The following is a 19,484-nucleotide window of genomic DNA, read 5'->3' on the forward strand; positions in this document are numbered from 1 at the left end:
AATGTAAACTTATTGATGCATATGAGAGATATATTTAGGAGGAAGAAAAAGTGGCAGATAATAATCAGCAGAACAATCAGCAGAATGCACCAGCTGAGGACGTTGGACGTCTTCGTCAGGTTAGAAGAGACAAGCTCTCTGAGCTCCAGGCAGCAGGCAAGGATCCTTTCCAGATCGTTAAATATGATCAGACGCATCACACACAGAACATCAGAGATAACTTCGAGACACTGGAGTTTGTACCTCCAGTAGATGAAGAGGGCAAGGCTATCGTAGTTCCTCTTTCAGAAGTACCTTCTGAAAAGGTTGTATCTCTTGCAGGACGTATGATGTCTAAGCGTGTTATGGGTAAGGCTTCATTTGCTAACCTTCAGGACAGAGATGGCCGTATGCAGCTCTACGTTTCCAGAAATGACCTTGGAGACGAGGCTTATGCTGATTTCAAGAAAATGGATATCGGAGATATCATCGGTGTTAAGGGCTTTGCTTTCAGAACCAAGACTGGTGAGATTTCAGTTCATGTAAAAGAGCTTACTCTTTTATCCAAGTCACTTATGCCACTTCCTGAGAAGTTCCACGGACTTACAGATACAGAGATCAGATACAGACAGAGATATGTTGACCTTATCATGAATGAGGATGTTAAGGAAACTTTCAAGAAGAGATCAGCTATCCTTCGTGAGATCCGTAACTTCCTTGCTGAGAGAGACTTCCTTGAGGTTGAGACACCTATGCTTGTTGAGAATGCAGGTGGAGCAGCTGCAAGACCTTTCATCACACATTACAATGCACTTGATGAAGAGAGAAAGCTTCGTATCTCACTTGAGCTCTACCTTAAGAGACTTATCGTTGGTGGTCTTGAGAGAGTATATGAGATTGGCCGAGTATTCAGAAACGAGGGCGTAGATACAAGACATAACCCAGAGTTCACACTTATGGAGCTCTATCAGGCATATACAGATTATGAAGGAATGATGGAACTTACAGAGTCCATGTTCCGTTACCTCGCTGAGAAGGTGTGTGGAACAACACTCATCAAGTATGGCGACAACGAAATCGACTTGGGCAAGCCTTTCGAGCGTCTTACAATGAATGATGCTATCAAGAAGTATGCAGGTATCGACTTCGATACAGTTAAGACTGACGAGGAAGCTAAAGCTCTTGCCAAGGAGCACCACATTGAATTTGAAGATCGTCACACTAAGGGCGATATCATCAACCTCTTCTTTGAAGAGTACTGCGAGAAGAACCTGATTCAGCCTACATTCATTATGGATCATCCTCTTGCTATTTCACCTCTTACCAAGAAGAAGCCTTCAGATCCTGAGAAGGTTGAGCGTTTCGAGCTCTTCATCAATACTTGGGAGATGTGTAACGCATACTCAGAGCTTAACGATCCTATCGATCAGCGTGAGCGTTTCGCAGCTCAGGATGCTAACGCAGCAGCTGGCGACGAGGAGGCAGAGCACACAGATGAGGACTTCCTCAATGCTCTTGAAATTGGTATGGCTCCTACAGGAGGTATCGGCTACGGTATTGACCGTCTTTGCATGCTTCTCACAGACAGCGAGACCATAAGAGACGTTTTACTCTTTCCAACCTTAAAGTCAGTTAAGAAGTGATGAGGCTTGCTAGGAAACCCAGCATTTATGCCGGTTTCATCGGCGGGTTGATTTGTATTTTATGTTTTGTTTTTAGTTTTTGAATTTGTTTTAGGCGGGCGTCCTCGTGGCGCCCGTATTCTTGGACAAAAGAATCTTCTCAGTTAGGGCATAATAGAAACGCCACAGATTACTGGTAAAATAGTAATTTGTGGCGTTTTTTATTCGCAAAAAAGTATAGGAGGACAAACAAAATGGATGGAATGGCCATCAGACAAGAGCGACGGAATCCAAAGGAGAAAGCAAAAAAGACAAATCCGTTGCCGATGAATGTGCAAGTAATTCCCAAGAAGGAAAAACCTAAACCGGGGGACAAGGAGTTTAAACCCAAAAGAGTAGCTGCATACTGCAGAGTCAGTACGCTTCAGGAGCAGCAGGAAACCAGCATCCAGGCGCAACAACAGTACTACAACGAGCTTATAGAACAAAGACCTGACTGGGTAAATGCAGGAGTCTATGTGGATTGGGGAAAAACAGGAACTCAGACCAAACATAGAGAGCAATTTAATAAGATCATTGCTGATGCGGAAGCCGGGCTTATTGACATGATAATTACAAAATCATCATCTCGATTTGCCAGGAATACGTTAGATTTTATCAGTGTTGTCAGGCGGCTCAAAAATCTTAAAACACCGGTAGGAGTCTACTTCGAAAAGGACCAATACAACAGCCTTGATGAACATGTAGATTTTATGCTGACGCTAATGGCATCCTTTGCACAGGAGGAGTCCCGCACTATCTCAAGTAATGTGAGATGGGGGATTTTGGTCCGAATGCAGAACGGAACCTTCAAAATCCAGACGCAGTGCCTTCTTGGCTATGACACCAGCGAGGACGGTCTTATGTACATACTTCCTGAAGAGGCCAAAATCGTAGAAGTTATCTATGAGAATTGTATAAGAGGCAAATCCTATGCTGAGACAGCGAGGATTCTTAATGATATGGGCGTAGTCACCATTAAAGGCAACCCCTTCACCGGAGGCGCGGTAAAAAACATTTTGCTTAACGAGAAGTATTGTGGCGATGTCCTTATGCAAAAGACATTTGTAGAAGATTATCTTACCCATAAAAGCGTTAAGAATACAGGACAGATGGACCAGTATTACATCAAGGATCACCATCCTGCGATCATCGCCAGGGAGGACTGGGAGCTTGCTCAGGACATTATAGCCAGGAAAAGAAAACCCAAGAAACCGCAAAAAAGATTGAAACCAATAAAAGTAGGCACTTTAAAAGGCTTCGTACCTATAGAAGCGGATTGGACCGATCTTCCGGAAAAGAGGCTTGTGTCTGCTTCGGAACGCGGAGAAGGAAAATACAGGAAAAAGGAGAAGTATAAAAATGAGCTCAGTACTTGAAGGATTCAAAGTAATCAATGTTAATGAAACTTCCAGCAAATCACAACTTACACTGTTCCAGGATTCAATGAGATTTAATAAAGCTACGGCATCAGAACTTAATTTTCCTGCGTTTGTAAGACTTTTGATCAATGAATGTGACGGAGGATTTAAGCTTGCGGTTGAAGTATGTAACGGCCATTGCAAAGAGGCCATAAGATTCAGCGAGCTAAAAGAGAAGCAGAACTATGCGATCAACATAAAGCACCCGGCTACCATGGTTATGGTGAGAAGATTTCTGGACTTTTCACATGAAGAGGATGAGAGAGTGCAATTCAAGGTCAATGGAACATATTACTTAGAAGAAAACGTAATAATTTATGACCTATCAGAAGCGAGAAAAGAGATAACTAAGAGTAAGAAAAAAACTATGAATAAGAAAATAACAAATACGGAAGGAGATGTTTCATGAGAAAAAGAGCAATCTTTTATTAAGTGAAACAGAATCTTTTTGATTTGATTTTATAGATGTAGATAAATTAGAAAACGTAAGTTACCGACGTTATGTGTTTTTTTAGCGTCATTTGATGACTTAACCTGCTATCTGTCGCGACTTAAGTAACATTATGAGGTAGAGATGCAGATTCTGTTTTAAAAGATTGCATAAGTAAAATTAAAACAATGCCATCTCTATTTTGAAAAGATGCGAAAGGATAAAATAAAAAGTTGCCACAGATAGGTGTGATCGGATATGGCATGGATAGCCTATTTATGCTGATTACACAGAGGTTGAGCATTAGGGACGTACTACAGTTCCCGACGCTAAAATCAAGCAAATGACACACAGCTTCGCGTATTTACCACGTTTCTCCGTGGAGAACCCGCTGAATCCAAAAATGCATTGGATTTACAACGATTCCATTTGTACATGAGCAGAGTTTTGGTAATTCCAGATGTGCATTTAAAACCCTGTATATTTGATGAGGCAGATAAAGTAGATAAGAGTAGTTACGAAGATATTGTCGTTCTTGGAGATCTGGTAGATGACTGGGGGAAGGGCAATGATCTTGGTGCTTATGAAGAAACTCTGAATAGAGCTGCAGAGTTTGGAAAAGAGCATGGTGAGTCCCTTTGGTGTTATGGCAATCATGATGTTTCTTATCTATGGGATACCATGGAATCAGGTTATTCAGTACAGGCCAGGCTAACAGCCATTGAAGGGATAACTAAGCTTGAGCGGATCCTTGAGGACAGATATAAGTTTGTTCATAGAATTGATAATGTACTGTTCAGTCATGCCGGAGTTACTGAGACTTTCGTGCTTCATTCCTGTGGATATCATGTGAAAGAAATTGATGATATCCTTGCAAAGATCAATCGAATGGGAAAACAGGAACTATGGAGAGATAGTTCGCCTATATGGGCAAGACCTCAGGCGGACTTTTACAGGATGTTTAGGGATGATCTCTTTTATCAGGTAGTGGGCCATACACCTGTAGAGGAACCACTTGATGCTTGTGGAGTGCTGACATTAGACCTTTTCTCGACTTATTCAAATGGTAATCCATATGGAAACCAGAAACTATACATTGTAGATACTATGACGAGGAAATTCGAAGAGGCAAAGTAGGGGCTGATACGATGATATATTTTACTGCAGATATGCATTTTGGACATAGGGCAATAATAACAATGCAGAATAGACCATTTGAATCTGTTGAGGAAATGAATAGAGTTCTTTTGCAGAATTTTAATGCGGTTGTTCAAAAAGATGACACTGTATATATCATTGGAGATATCTGTCATCATATGAAAATCGAAGACGCTGATAATTTGATAAAGAAGCTGAATGGAAAGAAATATCTTGTTCGAGGTAACCATGATAAGAATTATGATCCACGACTCTTTGAAGATATACAGGATTTTATGAAAATTTCTGTATATGGGAATTCTTTTTCTTTAATGCACTATCCGATGCTATCATGGCCTAAAAAAGGTAGCGGTAGTTATCATCTCCATGGCCATATCCATGCGCGTATGGAATACAACGAGTCTAATAGGTCTGATGGACAGAGAAGATATGATGTTGGTGTAGATGCCAATAACTATTATCCGGTATCAGTTAAGCAGATTGTGGATTTTTTTGGGAAATATAAACCTGATGAATTCTCGATATCTAGTAATATGTTGAATATGATGGATGCGGCAATTGATAATCTAAATGAAGGCAAAGCTTCAGGGAGAGTTGAATTTTAGTGTGGTTACAGAATTTTGCAAAATCATTGTGACAGGTAAGAATGAAGATGAAGATAGTAATTGATATACGTAACAATGCAACAGTTGGTGATATTCTGCAAATTATTTTTCCACAATTTATAGTTTTAAAAATGGGAACACTTGTAGAATTAGTAACCGAGCAAGGTATCCCAAAACTAGGATTAAATGATGATTTTTGGGATGCCATTTATAAGAAGGAATAGGAATATGTATTTGAAATATCGTGAGTTTTGTAAAATGGTACTTTACATTTCACATTACAGGTGCTAGTGTAAGTATATAGGAAGTGCCTGTCCTATTTATTTTGATGCAAACATCAATGTAAATATGCGGTCGCTTCCTTTTTTGTTAAACAGAGTTAGTAAATAGATAGAAAGGCAAGGTAAAAAGCTTTCAATGAAACAGATGATGATTTCTAATTTGACATGCACAACCGCGACAAAGGCGTATGGCTTTACAGCTGATACGTTTGTTATTGGTGCGCTCATTTCAGGAACATCAGGACGTACAGAGAGAATAGAAAAATATATCAGGACAGGTGGCAAAGTCCGATGTTAGCTTGCAACGGTAGCATTGGAATAAGCTGTAGGATTTTGGGATCTGTCCGTGTTGGATGGATCCTTTTTTAATACAAAAATACGTGGATGTGGTGTAATTGGCAGCATATCGGTCTTCCAAATCGAAGGTGCCGGATCATAACCGGTTATCCACTCTCAGAAGGAGAAAGCAGGCACTTCCTTACTTCTGGATAAACAATTAAATATAGCAGAAGGCCACAGGCACGGTCTTCTGCGCAATGGGCCGGAAGTCGCGATGGGGTGACGCTGGTTTTGCATACCAGAGATGGCGGGTTCGATTCCCGTGCGGTCCACTTAAATTTCACGCCGGATAAGCATAGATAGCGATGCAGGTGACCTGTAATCATCAGAGGAGGGCGCACATCCTTCATCCGGCCTTTGCGGGGGAGTGGAACGGAATGACCATACAGGGCTCATATCCCAAGTGATAGCAGGTTCGACTCCTGCCCCCGCGACTACCACATTTTATCAACCACGAGTCGACTGACAATCAGCGTTCAGGGGAATATCATTTATTCATGTGGATTGTGCGCCGTCACATTAATCCGGAGGTGGTGTGAAAACCAGATGGGGTCCACCTATCGGGCTTCGCCGTAACAGTCGGATCTACAGATCTTTATAGTTTCGCATATGAACTGGAGGAGAAAGCGATGCGTTTTGACGAGATGGATGCGAAGATGCGAGTTTATGAGCAATCTCTTGATCAGGTATTACTTCCTGACATTTATATGGTTGCAAGGCTTGATGGCCGAGGCTTTACAAAGCTTACAAAAGAAGTTTGCAACTTTGAAGCACCCTTTGATGAAAAGTTTAGAGACATGATGGTGAAAACTACAAAGGCGCTCATGGATTGTGGATTCAGAGTTATGTATGCATACACAGAAAGCGATGAGATATCGTTACTGTTTGCTGCTGACGAGGATACATTTGGAAGGAAAGTGCGTAAATATAATTCGACTTTGGCAGCCGAAGCCAGTGCAGTATTTTCACTGGAACTTGGAATGGCAGCTACTTTTGATTGCAGAATGGTGCCCCTCCCAAATGAAGAAAGAGTTGAAGATTACTTCCGATGGAGACAGGAAGATGCTAACAGGAATGCTCTTAATTCACACTGTTACTGGATGCTTAGAAAAGAAGGGGTGTCAGTTCACAAGACGACATCAGAGCTGAAGGGCAAAGGAATAAGTTACAAAAATGAGCTTCTCTTCAGTAGAGGAATTAATTACGATAAGCTGCCTTCATGGCAGAAACGCGGAGTCGGTATGTGGAATGAAGAGTATGAGAAAGAGGGTACTAATCCTTTGACCGGCGAAACAAAGATGACAACACGTAAAATGATACATGTAGATTATGAGCTACCCTTAGGCGATGAATATGGAAAGCTCATTCGAAGTTTTATTTGAAAAAGGAAGGTAAGAAAAGATGAGAAAACTAGCATCAATACAGAAAATCAAGGCAGTTATGCCTATACCGGATGCAGACAGACTGGAACTTGTTCAGGTTCTTGGATGGAAGTGTGTCGGAGGAAAGGGAGAATTTCATGTGGGAGATATGGTGGTCTATTTTGAGATAGATTCCTTTCTCCCTGTATGTGAGGAGTTTGAATTCCTGAGAAAGAGTTCCTACAGAAGTAATGATTTTATGGGTGATGGATTCAGATTAAAGACCATGAAGTTTAGAGGAGAGATATCCCAGGGTTTATGTCTGGGGATAGATAAGCTGCCAAAGCTTCAGGGCATGACACTGGAGGAAGGAATGGACGTCACGGAAATCCTTGGTGTGCGTGAATGGGAAATGCCTGAGCGTGCAGGATCCGGAGGAACTATGATTGGAGATCGTCCGGGATATATCCCTAAGACTGATGAGACCAGAATACAGTCTGCACCTGAACTACTAAACGAGTTCAAGGGGCTTCCATATTACATAACTACAAAGATGGATGGATCAAGCCATTCAATAGGTGTAAGGGATGGGGAAATATCTTTTACCGGACATAACTTCACTTATAAGGATGATGGAAAGTCTGCATTTGTTGAGCATGTAAAGGCCGCAGGAATACCTGAGAAGATGAAAGAGTATGCAGATGAGCATGGGCTTAGCACGTTGGTTCTTCAGGGAGAATGGTGCGGTGAAGGAATTCAGAAGAACAGGCTTAAGTTAAAGAAACCGGAGTTGTTTGTGTTTACAGCCAAAATGGATGATAAGAGAACTGACCTAGCAACGCTTAAGGAAATCTGCAGATATGTCGGATGTCAGATGGTTCCGGTGGAAGAGGAAGGCAATGATCTCTTAGCAAAGTATCCTGATGAGGCGGCTCTATTAGCAAGGGCAGAAGGTGTTGGATACAATGGGACAATAAGAGAGGGAATAGTAATAAGGCCTGTTACGCCTGTTCACTCTTATACACTTAGCGGGCCTTTATCAATGAAAGTAATAAACAACAAGTATCTAATGAAAAATGATGAGTGATCATAGACAGGAGGCAGCATGATATCAACATTATATGAACCATTCAGGCACTGGTCAGAAAATGGATCTGTTTATATCCTGTCTGACACACATTTTAAAGATTCTGATTGTAAGATCATGGATCCTGACTGGATAGACCCCGATGAGCAGGTCAATATCCTGAATTCTGTGATTATGAAAAATGACACATTTGTCTGTCTGGGAGATGTTGGAAGTCCTGAATATATAAAGAAGCTCAGGGTCAGAAAGAAGATACTGCTTCTTGGAAACCATGACAGAAGGGGAGATTACAAGGGACTGTTTGATGAGATATATTCTGGGCCGCTATTTATAGCAGACAAAATCCTTCTGTCGCATGAGCCGGTATACGGACTTCCGTGGTGTCTTAACATCCATGGACATGACCACAGTAACATGGAGATGTACAAGGAAGGCTGCAAGCATTTAAACCTTGCAGCCAATGTATGCGGATATACTCCGGTCAATCTTGGAAAACTGATAAAAGACGGGATTCTATCTGATATCGACAGTATACACAGGATCACGATTGATCATGCAGTGGAGAAGAAAGAAAAGAAGTGGATTAGTAAAGAGACACAGCAATGAAATCGAAGATATTAGAGTTTATAGATAATAATACAGATAGCTGGGAAGAAAAGCTGAATGCAAGGTTCATTAGGATAAGCCGTAATGGTGATTTGGCTTGCTTTAAGTATATGGCAGAAGCTGATTTCTCAGATCCGCTGGTATGCGAAGCAAGAGGAATTATAATTGACGTGGTTCAGCGCGTAGTGGTCTGCTGGCCGTTTGATAAGTTTTTTAATGTACAGGAACAGTATGCTGCAGATATTGACTGGAATAGCGCCAGGGTGCTGGAAAAGATAGATGGCTCTATGATAAAGCTTTTCTGGTACAAAGGTGCATGGAGATTTGCAACAAGCTCCACTTGCGATGCAGGAAATGCTCCTGTTCCGGGATATAAGGATCTGAGTTATGCAGATATCATTAACAAGGCAGAGAATATAGCGGAGATACCATTTGATGAGCTGAATAAGGATTACACATACGTTTTTGAATTGGTATCTCCATTTACTCAGGTTGTCATCAGATATGATGTGACTTTTTTATTCTTTCTTGCAGCAAGGAATAACAAGACCGGTGAAGAGTTGGATACAGAGCTTCTGCAATTTAGGAGACCCAGGAGCTTTGCACTAAAATCTATGAATGAGTGTCTTGATGCTGCTCTTGCGCTAAATAAGGGCGACGAGATAGAGGATGAGGGCTTTGTTGTGGTTGATGGGAAGCATAACAGGGTCAAGATAAAATCCCCGTCATACGTCGCTATGCATAGAATATCCACGAACAAAGTGTTCACAGCAAAGAGAATGTCAGAGCTTTTCTGCAATGGAGAGGATCTTTCAAAATTGGCAAAAGACTTCCCGGCTAATGCGCATATCATAAAGTATTATGACTGGCAGTTTGCTGAGATAAAGCATAAAACAGAAGACATGATGCTCTATTCCAGGCGCCTTTATGAAGAATACGACCATGACAGGAAAGCAGTAGCAATGACCATAAAGGATTCACCATATGCCTGGGCTGGGTTCAGGGCAATCGGTAACGATAAGGATATCACTGATATCATGGCAGTGCTTGCACCGGCAAATGTTGAAAAACTGATTGTGGAGTATCCTGAGATAAGTAAATAAGAAGATGAGAGGAAGGTTTAAATGGGACGAAATGAAAATGTAGCAATATTCCAAGATACAGAAAAGATGTGCAGAGAGAACGTTCGGCTAAGGGAGTCTATAAAACAGGCATCTGAGAATCAGAAGCTTATCCAAGTAATCCATATAACAAGAGCGATGGAACGAAAAAAGTGAAAATATCAGATAAAGATCTACTTGAGCTTCATGAAAAGATGCTAAGGAGAATATTGGATGTTGCCGTGGCTAATGCTGATGAAGTAGTTATATTGGGGGCATTTGGATGTGGAGCATTTCAGAATAAACCAGATATTGTTGCCAAAGCTGCAGCAAATGTGATTAATGACTATCTGTATATGTTAAAAAATATAGAATTTGCTGTTTATTGCAGTCCTAAGGACAGTCGGAATTACGATGCATTTAAGCGAGAACTGGCTAGAATTGCGAATCAGAGATAAGGGGAACAAATAATGCATTCTACAATTTTTGTTTTGAATGATAATCCGATTTCGGAAAACGATGTCATTGACGATGACTATTTTTCAGTGAGTCAGATAGAGCGCCGGGGATATGATTATTGTGGTGTAACGAATCTTGAGTATGAAGCAAGGGACTATTTTTCTGGATATTACTCCGAATTTTTTCAGACAGAGATCATGAAAACGGAGAATGAGGATTATCCTGAAGACAACTTTGTGCAGTACAAGATGACCATTAAAAATCGTGAAAAATTCATGAAAGGCGTTTATAAAAGATATCGCAAGGCTTTAAAAGAATTCAGCAATGCTCTTACATTGGAAAAACTTTTGGATAGTGAAGACAGAGATATCCATTATTTGCTATATAAGCTGCAGTGTGTAATGGATGATACATGTGCTTTGCAATTCTACAGTGATTATGGAGATTTTGAGAGCCCTGAGCAGTTAATGCGTCGTTGTAAGGATGGAGATGTTTATTATATAGTTGCTGCTTTTGACTATCATTTTTGACAAAAACAAGAGAAAAACTTATTATGCATTACAATATTGACTTGTGATATTGTTATGATAGCGTAGTTATATCTTTTAGGTGGCGGGGTAAAATATGAAGAGAATAAGTGATTTTGTCGGAAACTATATGGCGTGGATAGTTTTGATCATCGCGGCACTGGCATTATTTATGCCCGGTACCTGTTTGTGGATACAGACAAAATGGATCAATTATCTTCTGATGATCGTTATGTTCGGAATGGGATTGACGATGAAACCATCTGATTTTGCCGTTGTTTTTTCAAGACCAAGGGATGTTATTATCGGATGCCTTGCACAGTTTGTCGTCATGCCGCTTTTTGCTTTTGCGCTTGGTAAAGCCTTTGGACTAAGTGATGAGCTGCTTGTAGGTGTGGTTCTTGTCGGGACCTGTCCGGGAGGAACATCAAGTAATGTCATAACATACCTGTCAAAAGGGGATACTGCTCTTTCTGTGGGAATGACGAGCATAAACACTCTGTTGGCTCCTTTATTGACGCCTCTGTTGACATATCTATACTTGAGAACATCTGTTAATGTGGATGTAAAGTCGATGTTTATTTCGATAATCCAGGTTGTTCTGATACCTGTCGGATTGGGGCTGCTGATCAATAAACTCTTTGAGAAATATACTCAGAAGATTGTTTTCGCACTGCCCACGGTATCAGTAACGGCAATATGTCTGATCGTTGCAGCGGTTGTATCACATAATAGTGAAAAGATCCTGTCCACTGGATTGACGATCTTTATGATCGTGATCCTGCATAATCTGTTGGGATATCTGTGCGGATTTCTTATCGGAATCCTGTTTAGGATGGACATGCCCAGAAAGAAAGCAGTTTCTATAGAGATAGGAATGCAGAATTCAGGCCTTGCCACTTCGCTGGCATCAAGTGCTTTTCCGCAAATGCCCATGGCGACAGTTCCGGGTGCAATCTTCTCGGTCTGGCATAACATCTCCGGCGCGGTTCTTGCCGGGATATACAGGAGAATTGATGATCAGAGTATGGAAGATTAAAAAACCGGTTAAATGCAACAAGGGTGTTGGAGATGGAACGGGATAATTTTAATGGAATTGGAAGAGGATAATGTATGAACACACATAATAATACACGCCTCATTGAAGTGGATGTGGCAAGGCATTTGCTATCACATACATTTTACCGCTGATAGACTATGGTATCCGAAATACATACGGGGTCGCGGGGGGAATCTATTATAAGCAAGATATGTACTCTTTCCTGTTTACCCTGACTGCTGGCGATATAGTTTTATATTCAGGAAATCAGATTGTTGTTTTCTATGGATCTAATTCTTGGTCATATACAAGGCTTGGAAAAATAAATCTTTCAGAAAAAAAATTAACAGACCTTCTTGGAAATGGGGATGTAACCATAGAAATTGAAAAGAGATAAAAGATGAGTAAACACATAGAAGTAAACGGCAAGCTTGTACAAGCTAACAAGCGTTACAGCGATTTAAAACAAAGGCAGAAGTCACAAATATCTCAGTGGCTATATAACGCATATAAGAAGCAGGTTGCAGAGAATATTACAGATGATGAGGCTTTGGAACCTGTTTTTGCAAAGATAGATGAAGCTCAGATATGGATTCCCGAGAAGGAAATCAGGGCACAGTATCGCAGTAAGAAGATTAAGTTTAAAAAGCGCATGGAAGCTACAGTCTTACATGACAGCTTCAAGTTTGATTATGATGCGGCTGCTAACTATTGGCTCAATAAGGACAAGCATTCTCCGAAGATGCCGAGGCAGCAGGTACTTGAGAAAATAACAGCCTTTATTGAGGGGCATAACACATGTACTTTGGCAACAGCCTCTGAAGGACATACAAGATGCACACCGATAGAATACAATTTTGTGGATAACCGATTCTATTTTTTCTCCGAAGGTGGATTAAAGTTCCGTGGACTTAAGAAAAACAAGCATGTGGGAATGGCAATCTATGAACCATACAACGGATTCGGTAATCTTAAAAGCCTGCAGATAGAAGGAATGGCAAGCCTTGTAGAGCCTTTCAGTGAAGAGTACTTAAAGGTCATGGAATATAAAAAGATTCCGGAATCAGCTATGAGAAATCTTCCGCAACCAATGGCGCTTATAAAGGTTGTTCCGGAGGTATTTGATCTGTTGGATTCGGATCTTAAGAAAGAAGACTTTGGCAGCAGGCAACACTGCGTGGTTTAAAAACGAGGCAGAAAATAGCAAAGTATTTAAAGAAAAAATATGGTACTGAGCCAGAATATCTTTGGAAGAGATACCCAAGATTTGCTGTGTTCCGTCATGATGATAATCGTAAATGGTAGTGCGGCACTGAAATAAAGAGGAATAGGATAGTGGAGTTTGTAGTTAAGCATTTTAATGAGCTCAGCACCACAGAGCTCTATGAGATTTTAAAAACAAGATTTGAAATATTTGTCACAGAGCAGGAATGTATATATCAGGATTTGGATGATAAAGATCAGGATGCGATACATGTCTTTTGCTGGAATGATTCCGGGAGAGTTGCCGGATGTCTCAGAGTATTTTGGAAAGATCATGACGAGGCAGCAGGTGTAGCGCAGATTGGCAGAGTGGTAACACTTGAACATGGTAAAGGCATTGGTGGACAGATGCTCCATGAAGGCGTAAGGATAGCAGTAGAGCAGCTTAAGGCTAAGAAGATATATCTTGAAGCTCAGGAATATGCTATCGGATATTATGCGAAAGAGGGTTTTGAAGTAGTCTCTGAGCCATTTATGGAAGATGGAATTCCGCATGTGAAGATGGAACGTGAGGTGTAAAAGTTCCATTTCAGATTATCAGAAATGATATTACAAAAGTATAAGCAGATGCCATTGTAAATACTGCAAACCCAGAGGTTGCAATTGGTGATAGTGGTATCAGAGTACAGACATCCAACATTGGAGACATCAACCCGCTTATAAAAGGGGATTAACCATAGAAGGAATCTAGCGACTCATATAGCGCTAGATTCCTTTTTTCTATATAATTGAATGAGCGATTATTTGGGAAAAGGGGCATTTATGGACACTTCCAGAAAGACAATAAACGTAGTAGCTGCGCTGATCAGAGACGGTAAAAGAGTTTTTGCCACAGCCAGAGGCTATGGGAATTATAAAGGTTGGTGGGAATTTCCGGGCGGAAAAGTTGAACCTGGAGAAAGCCCTGAAGATGCTTTAGTAAGAGAAATTAGAGAAGAACTTGATTCAGAGATCAGCGTTGATGAGTATATTAGTACAATTGAACATGATTATCCGGAGTTTCATCTATCCATGCGGTGTTACTGGTGCAGTTTGATATCAGGAGATCTTGTGCTAAAAGAAGCTGAGGATGCTAAGTGGCTTGATGTTGAGACCATTGATTCAGTTAAGTGGCTTCCGGCGGATATTACTTTGATAGATGAGATCAAGAAGAGGATGGCGTAAGCTTTGAGGTGAGCAATGGGAAATGAAAACGGAACCTGGATTATGTACGGCGTTGAGTGGGATGACCCTGAATGTCTGCATACAGTTCAGGATGCAATTGATTACATAAATGAAGTTGGATTTCTGCCGCTTTTTAAGAATGATATTCCGGGATTTTCACTTGAGGAGCGTACTGCAGTTGAGTATTGGTGGTGTGGAAATCCTAAAGTGGACCCATGGGAGTGGCGGGAGCTCATTGCCAGGAGTGGAGAGGTTGCTTATGGCAAGTTCTTTGAGAAGAAGGCTGGATTTATATCCAAAGAGTGGCTTCCATATTTTGTAAATTATCGTAGGGATGGATATGATTTTGATGCGCTCTGGGATGATGAGAAGGCTTCAAGGCGCCAGAAGAAGGTAATGGATTGTTTTGAGATAGAGGATGAGCTTTATTCTAATGACCTCAAGCAGAAAGCGGGCTTTGCTAAAGGCGGAGAAAAGGGCTTTGACGGAGTTGTTACTGACCTTCAGATGAAGACCTATCTTTGCGTCAAGGATTTCAGACAGCGTAAGAACAAAAAGGGTGAATTCTATGGCTGGCCAATAGCTGTTTATGCAAAGCCTGAGGCTTTGTGGGGGTATGAGTATGTGACTTCAAGGTACAGTGAGACTCCAGAAGTGTCAGGTAAGGCGATTGCTCAACACATTGTGGAGTTGTACCCAGTAGCAAACGCAGATCAGATAAAAAGACTTATCGGCGGAGCTTTTGGTACAGAAGTAAAGACGAAAAAGAAAAAAACTGACTATCCGCAGAATACCTGATGATCACAATAAGGACTGGTCAGCACTCGATAGATTATTCTTGGAGATGCTTGGCGACTGAGATGGGAGTATATACCAAGAGAGATTCTGGATTACATTACGAGCTAATACTGATTTTATCAACCACACGTTAAATGACAGGACTGAACTTTGCTATTAAAATAAAAAAGCATAGATGTTGTTTTGGGGTTTGATATCACTGAGATTTGTAGAATAGTAACATAAATATTGAACGATAACATATTTAATGTTACTATAAAAGAAAAATGTTATCGAGGTGATATTATGCTGGAAAATGCTTTAAAAAACGCCTTTGGTATAAACTGTCATTTGGAAAAAATTAAACTAAAAGGGCTACCTTTATACATGGTGTCTGGAAGAGTCTTCTATAGTGCTGTAATGGGAGATGCATCATTTTTGATTGTCAAATTGTCAGACCGGGAGAAGTTCGGTGTTGTGGCATTCAAAAAGCAGCTTTCTCAGTATATGGAAAAGACAGGGCTTAATGTGGCATTTTGCTTTGATGACATCACAAGAGTACAAAGAGATGCGTTGATAGCAAAAGAGATTCCGTTTATTTCATTACCGAATCAGATTTTTTTGCCTTTCCTTGGGGTAATGCTTAGTAATAACTTAAAAAGAAAAATGATTGTGTCTACAGACAAAATGATGCCAGCAACGCAATGTCTTTTTCTTTATCTGTTATACCAAAGTGAAAATGACTTTTTCATAAAAAAGCAGGCTGCAGATGATCTTGGATTGACGAAAATGTCAATTACCAGAGCTTCAGAGCAACTTAAGCAGATGGACCTTATCAGAGAAGAACGGGTAGGAAAAGAGATAAGGATGGTTCCTAACTATAGAGGGCGTGAGCTATTTGAGGTAGCAAAGGATTATCTGATCAACCCTGTGCAGAAGATTGTCCATACAAAGATTACAAAAGAAGAAGGATTGTTCATCGCCGGAGAAACGATGCTAAGCAGACATAGCATGCTTGCTGCACCAAGCGAGGATGTATATGCTGTCGCTAAAGGCAGCGATATTGTGAGTGGCTTTGAAGAGATAGATACGAGATGGCAGGATGATATTAGGACGAGTAGAGTAGAACTCTGGAAATATGATCCGGGACTATTTGCAAATAATGGCGAAGTAGATCCGGTATCACTTGCCATGAGCCTGTCAGACAATGCGGATGAACGTGTTGAAGGCGAATTACAAAGCTTTTTGGAGGAGTATAAATGGTAGCGGGAATACTTATAAGAATAATAAGAAGATAAGTGTATTAGATTTATTTCTTTTTACGATTAGATAAGAGTAGCCCTGCAAGCAGCGTAACTGGTACGGCAAGTACTGATATCAGTGCAGTTGCTCCTGTAGTAATGCTGCTCTTTTGCTAAGGGTAAAAGACAAATAAGGGATACTTCTTGTGCCTGCGGGAAAGATGTTGCTCGAATTATTCTGCAATGATAAAAACAGATACAAAATGGATAAAGCAAATTATTTATCTATGAAAAAACAAGGACAAAAAGCGGAGGAGCGTTTAAATGGAGTATATAGATATTTTTACAAGGGACGGTAAGTTTACCGGAGTCAGCAGACCGAAGCATGATCCCAAGAAGCCTGGAGAATATTACAGGCACGTCCTCATAATCATGAAAACAACTGACAGTCCTGCGCCAGGCGAGGGAGAAGGACAGTATATTGTTCAGCAGAGATCTTTGAAGGCCAAGTATTACGCTGGAAAGTGGGATATGACCGGTGGCGCTGTAACGGCAGGCGAGACACCGGAAACAGCAGCAATAAGAGAATCTAAAGAGGAACTTGATATAACAATTCCCGTCGATGAACTCAAGTTTGGCTTTGAGCACATTGTTGACTGGGATGATGGAACAGGAGCTATCTTATCAGTTTTTATGTGCAGAGTAGATGTACCTGAGCAAGGCTTTAAATATGATACTCGTGAAGTCAATGACGTGAAGATCATGCCATTTGGTGAATTCCTATACCATGTATCTGATCATAATGATGAAGAATTTTGCAATAAGCTTAAGGAAATTGAGAGAAAGCTATGATATTATAGAGAAATCCTTAGGGATGTTTTGGGGATACAGTAGAAGTGGGCTGCATGTCTAACAGGGGAGAGTATGAAGACTATCATTAAATCAGATATAGTAAGTGCATTAAAAAGTGTTGGGCTCCAGAATGGTGATTCAGTAATGGTACATACATCACTTGGACAGATTGGATATGTATGTGGTGGTGCACAGACTATTATTGAAGCTTTGATTGATGTTGTGGGGCAGAATGGAACTATTATGATGCCTACACAGTCATGGAAAAACCTTGATCCGGAAACGGGAGTTCATTGGGATGCAGATGAGGCTGACTGGGATACAATACGCGAAAACTGGCCGGCATATGATAAGGCGATTACTCCGACAAACACTATGGGTGCGGTTGCCGAAATGTTCCGTTCATGGCCTGGAACATTAAGGAGTGACCATCCTGCCAGATCTGTTGCGGCTTGGGGAAAGAATGCTAAGTATTTAACTGAGAACCATGATCTTTCGAATATATTTGGAAACTCATCACCAATTGGGAAGCTTTATAAACTCGATGGGAAAGTTTTACTGATTGGAGTTGATTATGATAAGAATACTTCCATTCATTTAGCGGATGCTCGTGCAGAATACTCAAGCAAACATACCTGCATTGAACACAGCGCAGTCATGGAGAATGGTGTTCGTGTCTGGAAAGCTTATGAAACATTGTATGTTGATGGAGAGGACTTCAAAGATATAGGAAGGGCATTTGAAGTAGCCTATACTACATGTAAGGTAAAAGTGGGCAATGCTGACATAAAGCTGATGAACCAACGTGAATTAGTAGATTTTGCTGTATCGTGGATAGAATGTAACAGGAAATAAATTCCAGGAAAGCACAGCGCGAGTATCACGCAAAGCAGAGACGCACCTGGGGTGAACTTAATCCCGTGACAAGGAGCGTACCAAGCGTAAAGACTTACAATCGAAAGAAGGAAAAGCAGAGGATCGGCAAGGAATTCAGAAATGGATTTGATGCCGATCTTTTTTTGCAAAATTATTTATTTTTGCTTGACTATTACGTAACGTAATAGTTTATGATGTAATCACACGTGAAGGAGATGATAGCCATGAAGACAGTAAATGAAGTGAGTAAGCTGACAGGAGTGAGTATACGCACGCTGCAGTATTACGATAAGATAGGACTCTTAAAACCGGCAGAGTATACCGAGTCCGGATACAGGCTGTATGATGATGCGGCGCTGGAGAGACTTCAGCAGATTTTACTGTTTCGTGAGCTTGAGTTTCCGCTTAAGGATATAAAGGATATCGTAACCAGATCTGATTTTGACAAGAGATTGGCACTTGATCAGCAGATAGAACTTCTAGAATTAAAGAAGGAACATATCGAAAATCTGATCAGTATGTGCCGTGGATTAAAACTGAGAGGAGTGAGACATTTGGATTTTACAGCATTTGATTCAAGTAAATTAGACGAATACGCTAAGCGTGCAAAAGAACGGTGGGGTAATACTGCGGAATATAAGGAATTTGTAGAGAAGGACCAAAAGCGTTCAAAGAGCGAGGAAGAAAGTATGATGGCCAATTTCATGAAAATCTTTGAAGAGTTCGGAGGTATGAAGAATCAGGATCCTGCTTCTGCAGAAGTACAGGATCAGGTAAGGAAGCTGCAAAGTTTTATTACCGAGCATTTTTATAAGTGTTCTAATGAAATTCTTTCCGGACTTGGTAAGATGTATGCCGGTGGCGGAGAATTCACCGAGAACATTAATAAGATGGGTGGAGAAGGAACTGCTGAATTTACTCACCGTGCGATACAGATCTACTGCGGATGATGCGGTTATAAACATCGTGCGAGAAAACCCCTTCCGATGAAATCGGTTGTGGGATGAATCGCACTAGCTTTTCCTTTTGTATTTCCCCGTCTTAATGTATTTGCGTTTGTGTTCTTCTGTTCGTTGCTCTTCAATGTATTTCTTAACAGTTTCAAGTGAAACACTTCCAGTAGTGGCACAAAAATAACTTGCGCTCCAGAATGGTGAATCTCCCCAAAGGTATTTCTCCACGTGTGATCTATATGTATTCCTTACTTCCTTGGATAATTGTGATTTTAACGAGTTGATGAGCTTCACAGGAGCAACAT

General features: G+C 40.8%; 23 protein-coding genes and 3 tRNA genes. 25 read left to right on the forward strand and 1 reads right to left on the reverse strand.

The window, feature by feature from the left end:
* Positions 1 to 50: 50 nt before the first annotated feature.
* The 25 genes from lysS (at position 51) to G631_RS0112675 (ending at position 19,176) form a co-directional block, all read left to right on the forward strand.
* On the forward strand, positions 51 to 1,622 hold the full coding sequence (lysS, locus tag G631_RS0112555) for a lysine--tRNA ligase (RefSeq protein ID WP_026489755.1): 1,572 nt from the start codon (positions 51 to 53) through the stop codon (positions 1,620 to 1,622).
* A gap of 233 nt (positions 1,623 to 1,855) precedes the next feature.
* Positions 1,856 to 3,019, forward strand: a complete 1,164-nt coding sequence (locus tag G631_RS19120; RefSeq protein WP_051197218.1) for a recombinase family protein — start codon at positions 1,856 to 1,858, stop codon at positions 3,017 to 3,019.
* Complete coding sequence (locus G631_RS0112565) at positions 3,003 to 3,470, forward strand: hypothetical protein (protein ID WP_026489756.1); 468 nt, start codon at positions 3,003 to 3,005, stop codon at positions 3,468 to 3,470. Before G631_RS19120 ends, G631_RS0112565 begins: the two co-directional genes overlap by 17 nt.
* Positions 3,471 to 3,938: 468 nt before the next feature.
* Positions 3,939 to 4,628 carry a metallophosphoesterase gene (locus G631_RS0112570; protein WP_051197220.1) on the forward strand — a complete coding sequence of 230 codons (690 nt, stop codon included), beginning with the start codon at positions 3,939 to 3,941 and terminating at the stop codon, positions 4,626 to 4,628.
* A gap of 11 nt (positions 4,629 to 4,639) precedes the next feature.
* A complete protein-coding gene (locus tag G631_RS19125; RefSeq protein WP_081671348.1) occupies positions 4,640 to 5,254 on the forward strand; it encodes a metallophosphoesterase in 615 nt (204 codons plus the stop codon).
* A 47-nt stretch (positions 5,255 to 5,301) separates the two neighbouring features.
* Entirely contained in the window at positions 5,302 to 5,478 is a 177-nt protein-coding gene (locus G631_RS0112580; RefSeq protein WP_155833922.1) for a hypothetical protein, read from the forward strand.
* 437 nt (positions 5,479 to 5,915) lie between these two features.
* Positions 5,916 to 5,987, forward strand: a tRNA-Gly gene (locus tag G631_RS0112585).
* Positions 5,988 to 6,073: 86 nt separating this feature from the next.
* Positions 6,074 to 6,146 (forward strand) — tRNA-Ala (locus G631_RS0112590).
* An 86-nt stretch (positions 6,147 to 6,232) separates the two neighbouring features.
* Positions 6,233 to 6,308: transfer RNA gene (locus G631_RS20970), tRNA-Met, on the forward strand.
* A 195-nt stretch (positions 6,309 to 6,503) separates the two neighbouring features.
* The gene (locus tag G631_RS0112595) at positions 6,504 to 7,256 is read left to right on the forward strand and encodes a tRNA(His) guanylyltransferase Thg1 family protein (protein ID WP_026489759.1); all 753 of its coding nucleotides are present in this window, start codon (positions 6,504 to 6,506) and stop codon (positions 7,254 to 7,256) included.
* 19 nt (positions 7,257 to 7,275) lie between these two features.
* Complete coding sequence (locus G631_RS0112600; RefSeq protein WP_026489760.1) at positions 7,276 to 8,322, forward strand: RNA ligase (ATP); 1,047 nt, start codon at positions 7,276 to 7,278, stop codon at positions 8,320 to 8,322.
* Positions 8,323 to 8,340: 18 nt separating this feature from the next.
* Positions 8,341 to 8,928 (forward strand): metallophosphoesterase, encoded by a 588-nt coding sequence (locus tag G631_RS20325; RefSeq protein WP_051197221.1) that lies wholly within the window; start codon positions 8,341 to 8,343, stop codon positions 8,926 to 8,928.
* A complete protein-coding gene (locus G631_RS0112610) occupies positions 8,925 to 10,031 on the forward strand; it encodes an RNA ligase (protein WP_026489761.1) in 1,107 nt (368 codons plus the stop codon). The genes G631_RS20325 and G631_RS0112610 overlap by 4 nt, the downstream gene beginning before the upstream one ends.
* 170 nt (positions 10,032 to 10,201) lie before the next feature.
* Positions 10,202 to 10,486 carry a hypothetical protein gene (locus tag G631_RS19135; protein ID WP_026489762.1) on the forward strand — a complete coding sequence of 95 codons (285 nt, stop codon included), beginning with the start codon at positions 10,202 to 10,204 and terminating at the stop codon, positions 10,484 to 10,486.
* 12 nt (positions 10,487 to 10,498) lie between these two features.
* Positions 10,499 to 11,017 (forward strand): hypothetical protein, encoded by a 519-nt coding sequence (locus G631_RS0112625; protein ID WP_026489763.1) that lies wholly within the window; start codon positions 10,499 to 10,501, stop codon positions 11,015 to 11,017.
* 94 nt (positions 11,018 to 11,111) lie between these two features.
* On the forward strand, positions 11,112 to 12,053 hold the full coding sequence (locus G631_RS0112630) for a bile acid:sodium symporter family protein (protein ID WP_026489764.1): 942 nt from the start codon (positions 11,112 to 11,114) through the stop codon (positions 12,051 to 12,053).
* 211 nt (positions 12,054 to 12,264) lie between these two features.
* Positions 12,265 to 12,450 carry a cyclophilin-like fold protein gene (locus G631_RS21585; protein ID WP_035789801.1) on the forward strand — a complete coding sequence of 62 codons (186 nt, stop codon included), beginning with the start codon at positions 12,265 to 12,267 and terminating at the stop codon, positions 12,448 to 12,450.
* 3 nt (positions 12,451 to 12,453) lie between these two features.
* Positions 12,454 to 13,239, forward strand: a complete 786-nt coding sequence (locus G631_RS0112640; protein WP_242829105.1) for a pyridoxamine 5'-phosphate oxidase family protein — start codon at positions 12,454 to 12,456, stop codon at positions 13,237 to 13,239.
* A gap of 149 nt (positions 13,240 to 13,388) precedes the next feature.
* Positions 13,389 to 13,835 (forward strand): GNAT family N-acetyltransferase, encoded by a 447-nt coding sequence (locus G631_RS0112645; RefSeq protein ID WP_026489766.1) that lies wholly within the window; start codon positions 13,389 to 13,391, stop codon positions 13,833 to 13,835.
* 243 nt (positions 13,836 to 14,078) lie between these two features.
* On the forward strand, positions 14,079 to 14,480 hold the full coding sequence (locus tag G631_RS0112650; protein ID WP_035789802.1) for a (deoxy)nucleoside triphosphate pyrophosphohydrolase: 402 nt from the start codon (positions 14,079 to 14,081) through the stop codon (positions 14,478 to 14,480).
* A 15-nt stretch (positions 14,481 to 14,495) separates the two neighbouring features.
* The gene (locus G631_RS19145; protein WP_242829106.1) at positions 14,496 to 15,278 is read left to right on the forward strand and encodes an AlkZ-related protein; all 783 of its coding nucleotides are present in this window, start codon (positions 14,496 to 14,498) and stop codon (positions 15,276 to 15,278) included.
* A gap of 285 nt (positions 15,279 to 15,563) precedes the next feature.
* Positions 15,564 to 16,523, forward strand: coding sequence for a hypothetical protein (locus G631_RS0112660; protein ID WP_081671349.1), 960 nt, complete (start codon positions 15,564 to 15,566; stop codon positions 16,521 to 16,523).
* A 299-nt stretch (positions 16,524 to 16,822) separates the two neighbouring features.
* On the forward strand, positions 16,823 to 17,350 hold the full coding sequence (locus G631_RS0112665) for an NUDIX domain-containing protein (RefSeq protein ID WP_026489769.1): 528 nt from the start codon (positions 16,823 to 16,825) through the stop codon (positions 17,348 to 17,350).
* Between the two features lie 72 nt (positions 17,351 to 17,422).
* Entirely contained in the window at positions 17,423 to 18,205 is a 783-nt protein-coding gene (locus G631_RS0112670) for an aminoglycoside N(3)-acetyltransferase (RefSeq protein WP_026489770.1), read from the forward strand.
* A 245-nt stretch (positions 18,206 to 18,450) separates the two neighbouring features.
* Positions 18,451 to 19,176 (forward strand): MerR family transcriptional regulator, encoded by a 726-nt coding sequence (locus G631_RS0112675; RefSeq protein ID WP_026489771.1) that lies wholly within the window; start codon positions 18,451 to 18,453, stop codon positions 19,174 to 19,176.
* A 63-nt stretch (positions 19,177 to 19,239) separates the two neighbouring features.
* Here the strand turns inward: G631_RS0112675 and G631_RS20745 are convergent.
* On the reverse strand, positions 19,240 to 19,484 hold a 245-nt coding region (locus tag G631_RS20745; protein WP_196803866.1), incomplete at its 5' end, for a transposase.

Source organism: Butyrivibrio sp. XBB1001 (assembly GCF_000424505.1).
Lineage (GTDB): Bacteria > Bacillota > Clostridia > Lachnospirales > Lachnospiraceae > Butyrivibrio.

What these genes read in the sequence shown, in the direction of transcription:
- G631_RS19120 (WP_051197218.1), top strand. Translation starts at nt 1,856, where the DNA reads ATGGATGGAATGGCCATCAGACAAGAGCGACGGAATCCAAAGGAGAAA.
- G631_RS0112565 (WP_026489756.1), top strand. Translation starts at nt 3,003, where the DNA reads ATGAGCTCAGTACTTGAAGGATTCAAAGTAATCAATGTTAATGAAACT.
- G631_RS19125 (WP_081671348.1), top strand. Translation starts at nt 4,640, where the DNA reads ATGATATATTTTACTGCAGATATGCATTTTGGACATAGGGCAATAATA.
- G631_RS0112580 (WP_155833922.1), top strand. Translation starts at nt 5,302, where the DNA reads ATGAAGATAGTAATTGATATACGTAACAATGCAACAGTTGGTGATATT.
- G631_RS0112595 (WP_026489759.1), top strand. Translation starts at nt 6,504, where the DNA reads ATGCGTTTTGACGAGATGGATGCGAAGATGCGAGTTTATGAGCAATCT.
- G631_RS0112600 (WP_026489760.1), top strand. Translation starts at nt 7,276, where the DNA reads ATGAGAAAACTAGCATCAATACAGAAAATCAAGGCAGTTATGCCTATA.
- G631_RS20325 (WP_051197221.1), top strand. Translation starts at nt 8,341, where the DNA reads ATGATATCAACATTATATGAACCATTCAGGCACTGGTCAGAAAATGGA.
- G631_RS0112610 (WP_026489761.1), top strand. Translation starts at nt 8,925, where the DNA reads ATGAAATCGAAGATATTAGAGTTTATAGATAATAATACAGATAGCTGG.
- G631_RS0112625 (WP_026489763.1), top strand. Translation starts at nt 10,499, where the DNA reads ATGCATTCTACAATTTTTGTTTTGAATGATAATCCGATTTCGGAAAAC.
- G631_RS0112630 (WP_026489764.1), top strand. Translation starts at nt 11,112, where the DNA reads ATGAAGAGAATAAGTGATTTTGTCGGAAACTATATGGCGTGGATAGTT.
- G631_RS21585 (WP_035789801.1), top strand. Translation starts at nt 12,265, where the DNA reads ATGTACTCTTTCCTGTTTACCCTGACTGCTGGCGATATAGTTTTATAT.
- G631_RS0112640 (WP_242829105.1), top strand. Translation starts at nt 12,454, where the DNA reads ATGAGTAAACACATAGAAGTAAACGGCAAGCTTGTACAAGCTAACAAG.
- G631_RS0112650 (WP_035789802.1), top strand. Translation starts at nt 14,079, where the DNA reads ATGGACACTTCCAGAAAGACAATAAACGTAGTAGCTGCGCTGATCAGA.
- G631_RS19145 (WP_242829106.1), top strand. Translation starts at nt 14,496, where the DNA reads ATGGGAAATGAAAACGGAACCTGGATTATGTACGGCGTTGAGTGGGAT.
- G631_RS0112660 (WP_081671349.1), top strand. Translation starts at nt 15,564, where the DNA reads ATGCTGGAAAATGCTTTAAAAAACGCCTTTGGTATAAACTGTCATTTG.
- G631_RS0112665 (WP_026489769.1), top strand. Translation starts at nt 16,823, where the DNA reads ATGGAGTATATAGATATTTTTACAAGGGACGGTAAGTTTACCGGAGTC.
- G631_RS0112670 (WP_026489770.1), top strand. Translation starts at nt 17,423, where the DNA reads ATGAAGACTATCATTAAATCAGATATAGTAAGTGCATTAAAAAGTGTT.
- G631_RS0112675 (WP_026489771.1), top strand. Translation starts at nt 18,451, where the DNA reads ATGAAGACAGTAAATGAAGTGAGTAAGCTGACAGGAGTGAGTATACGC.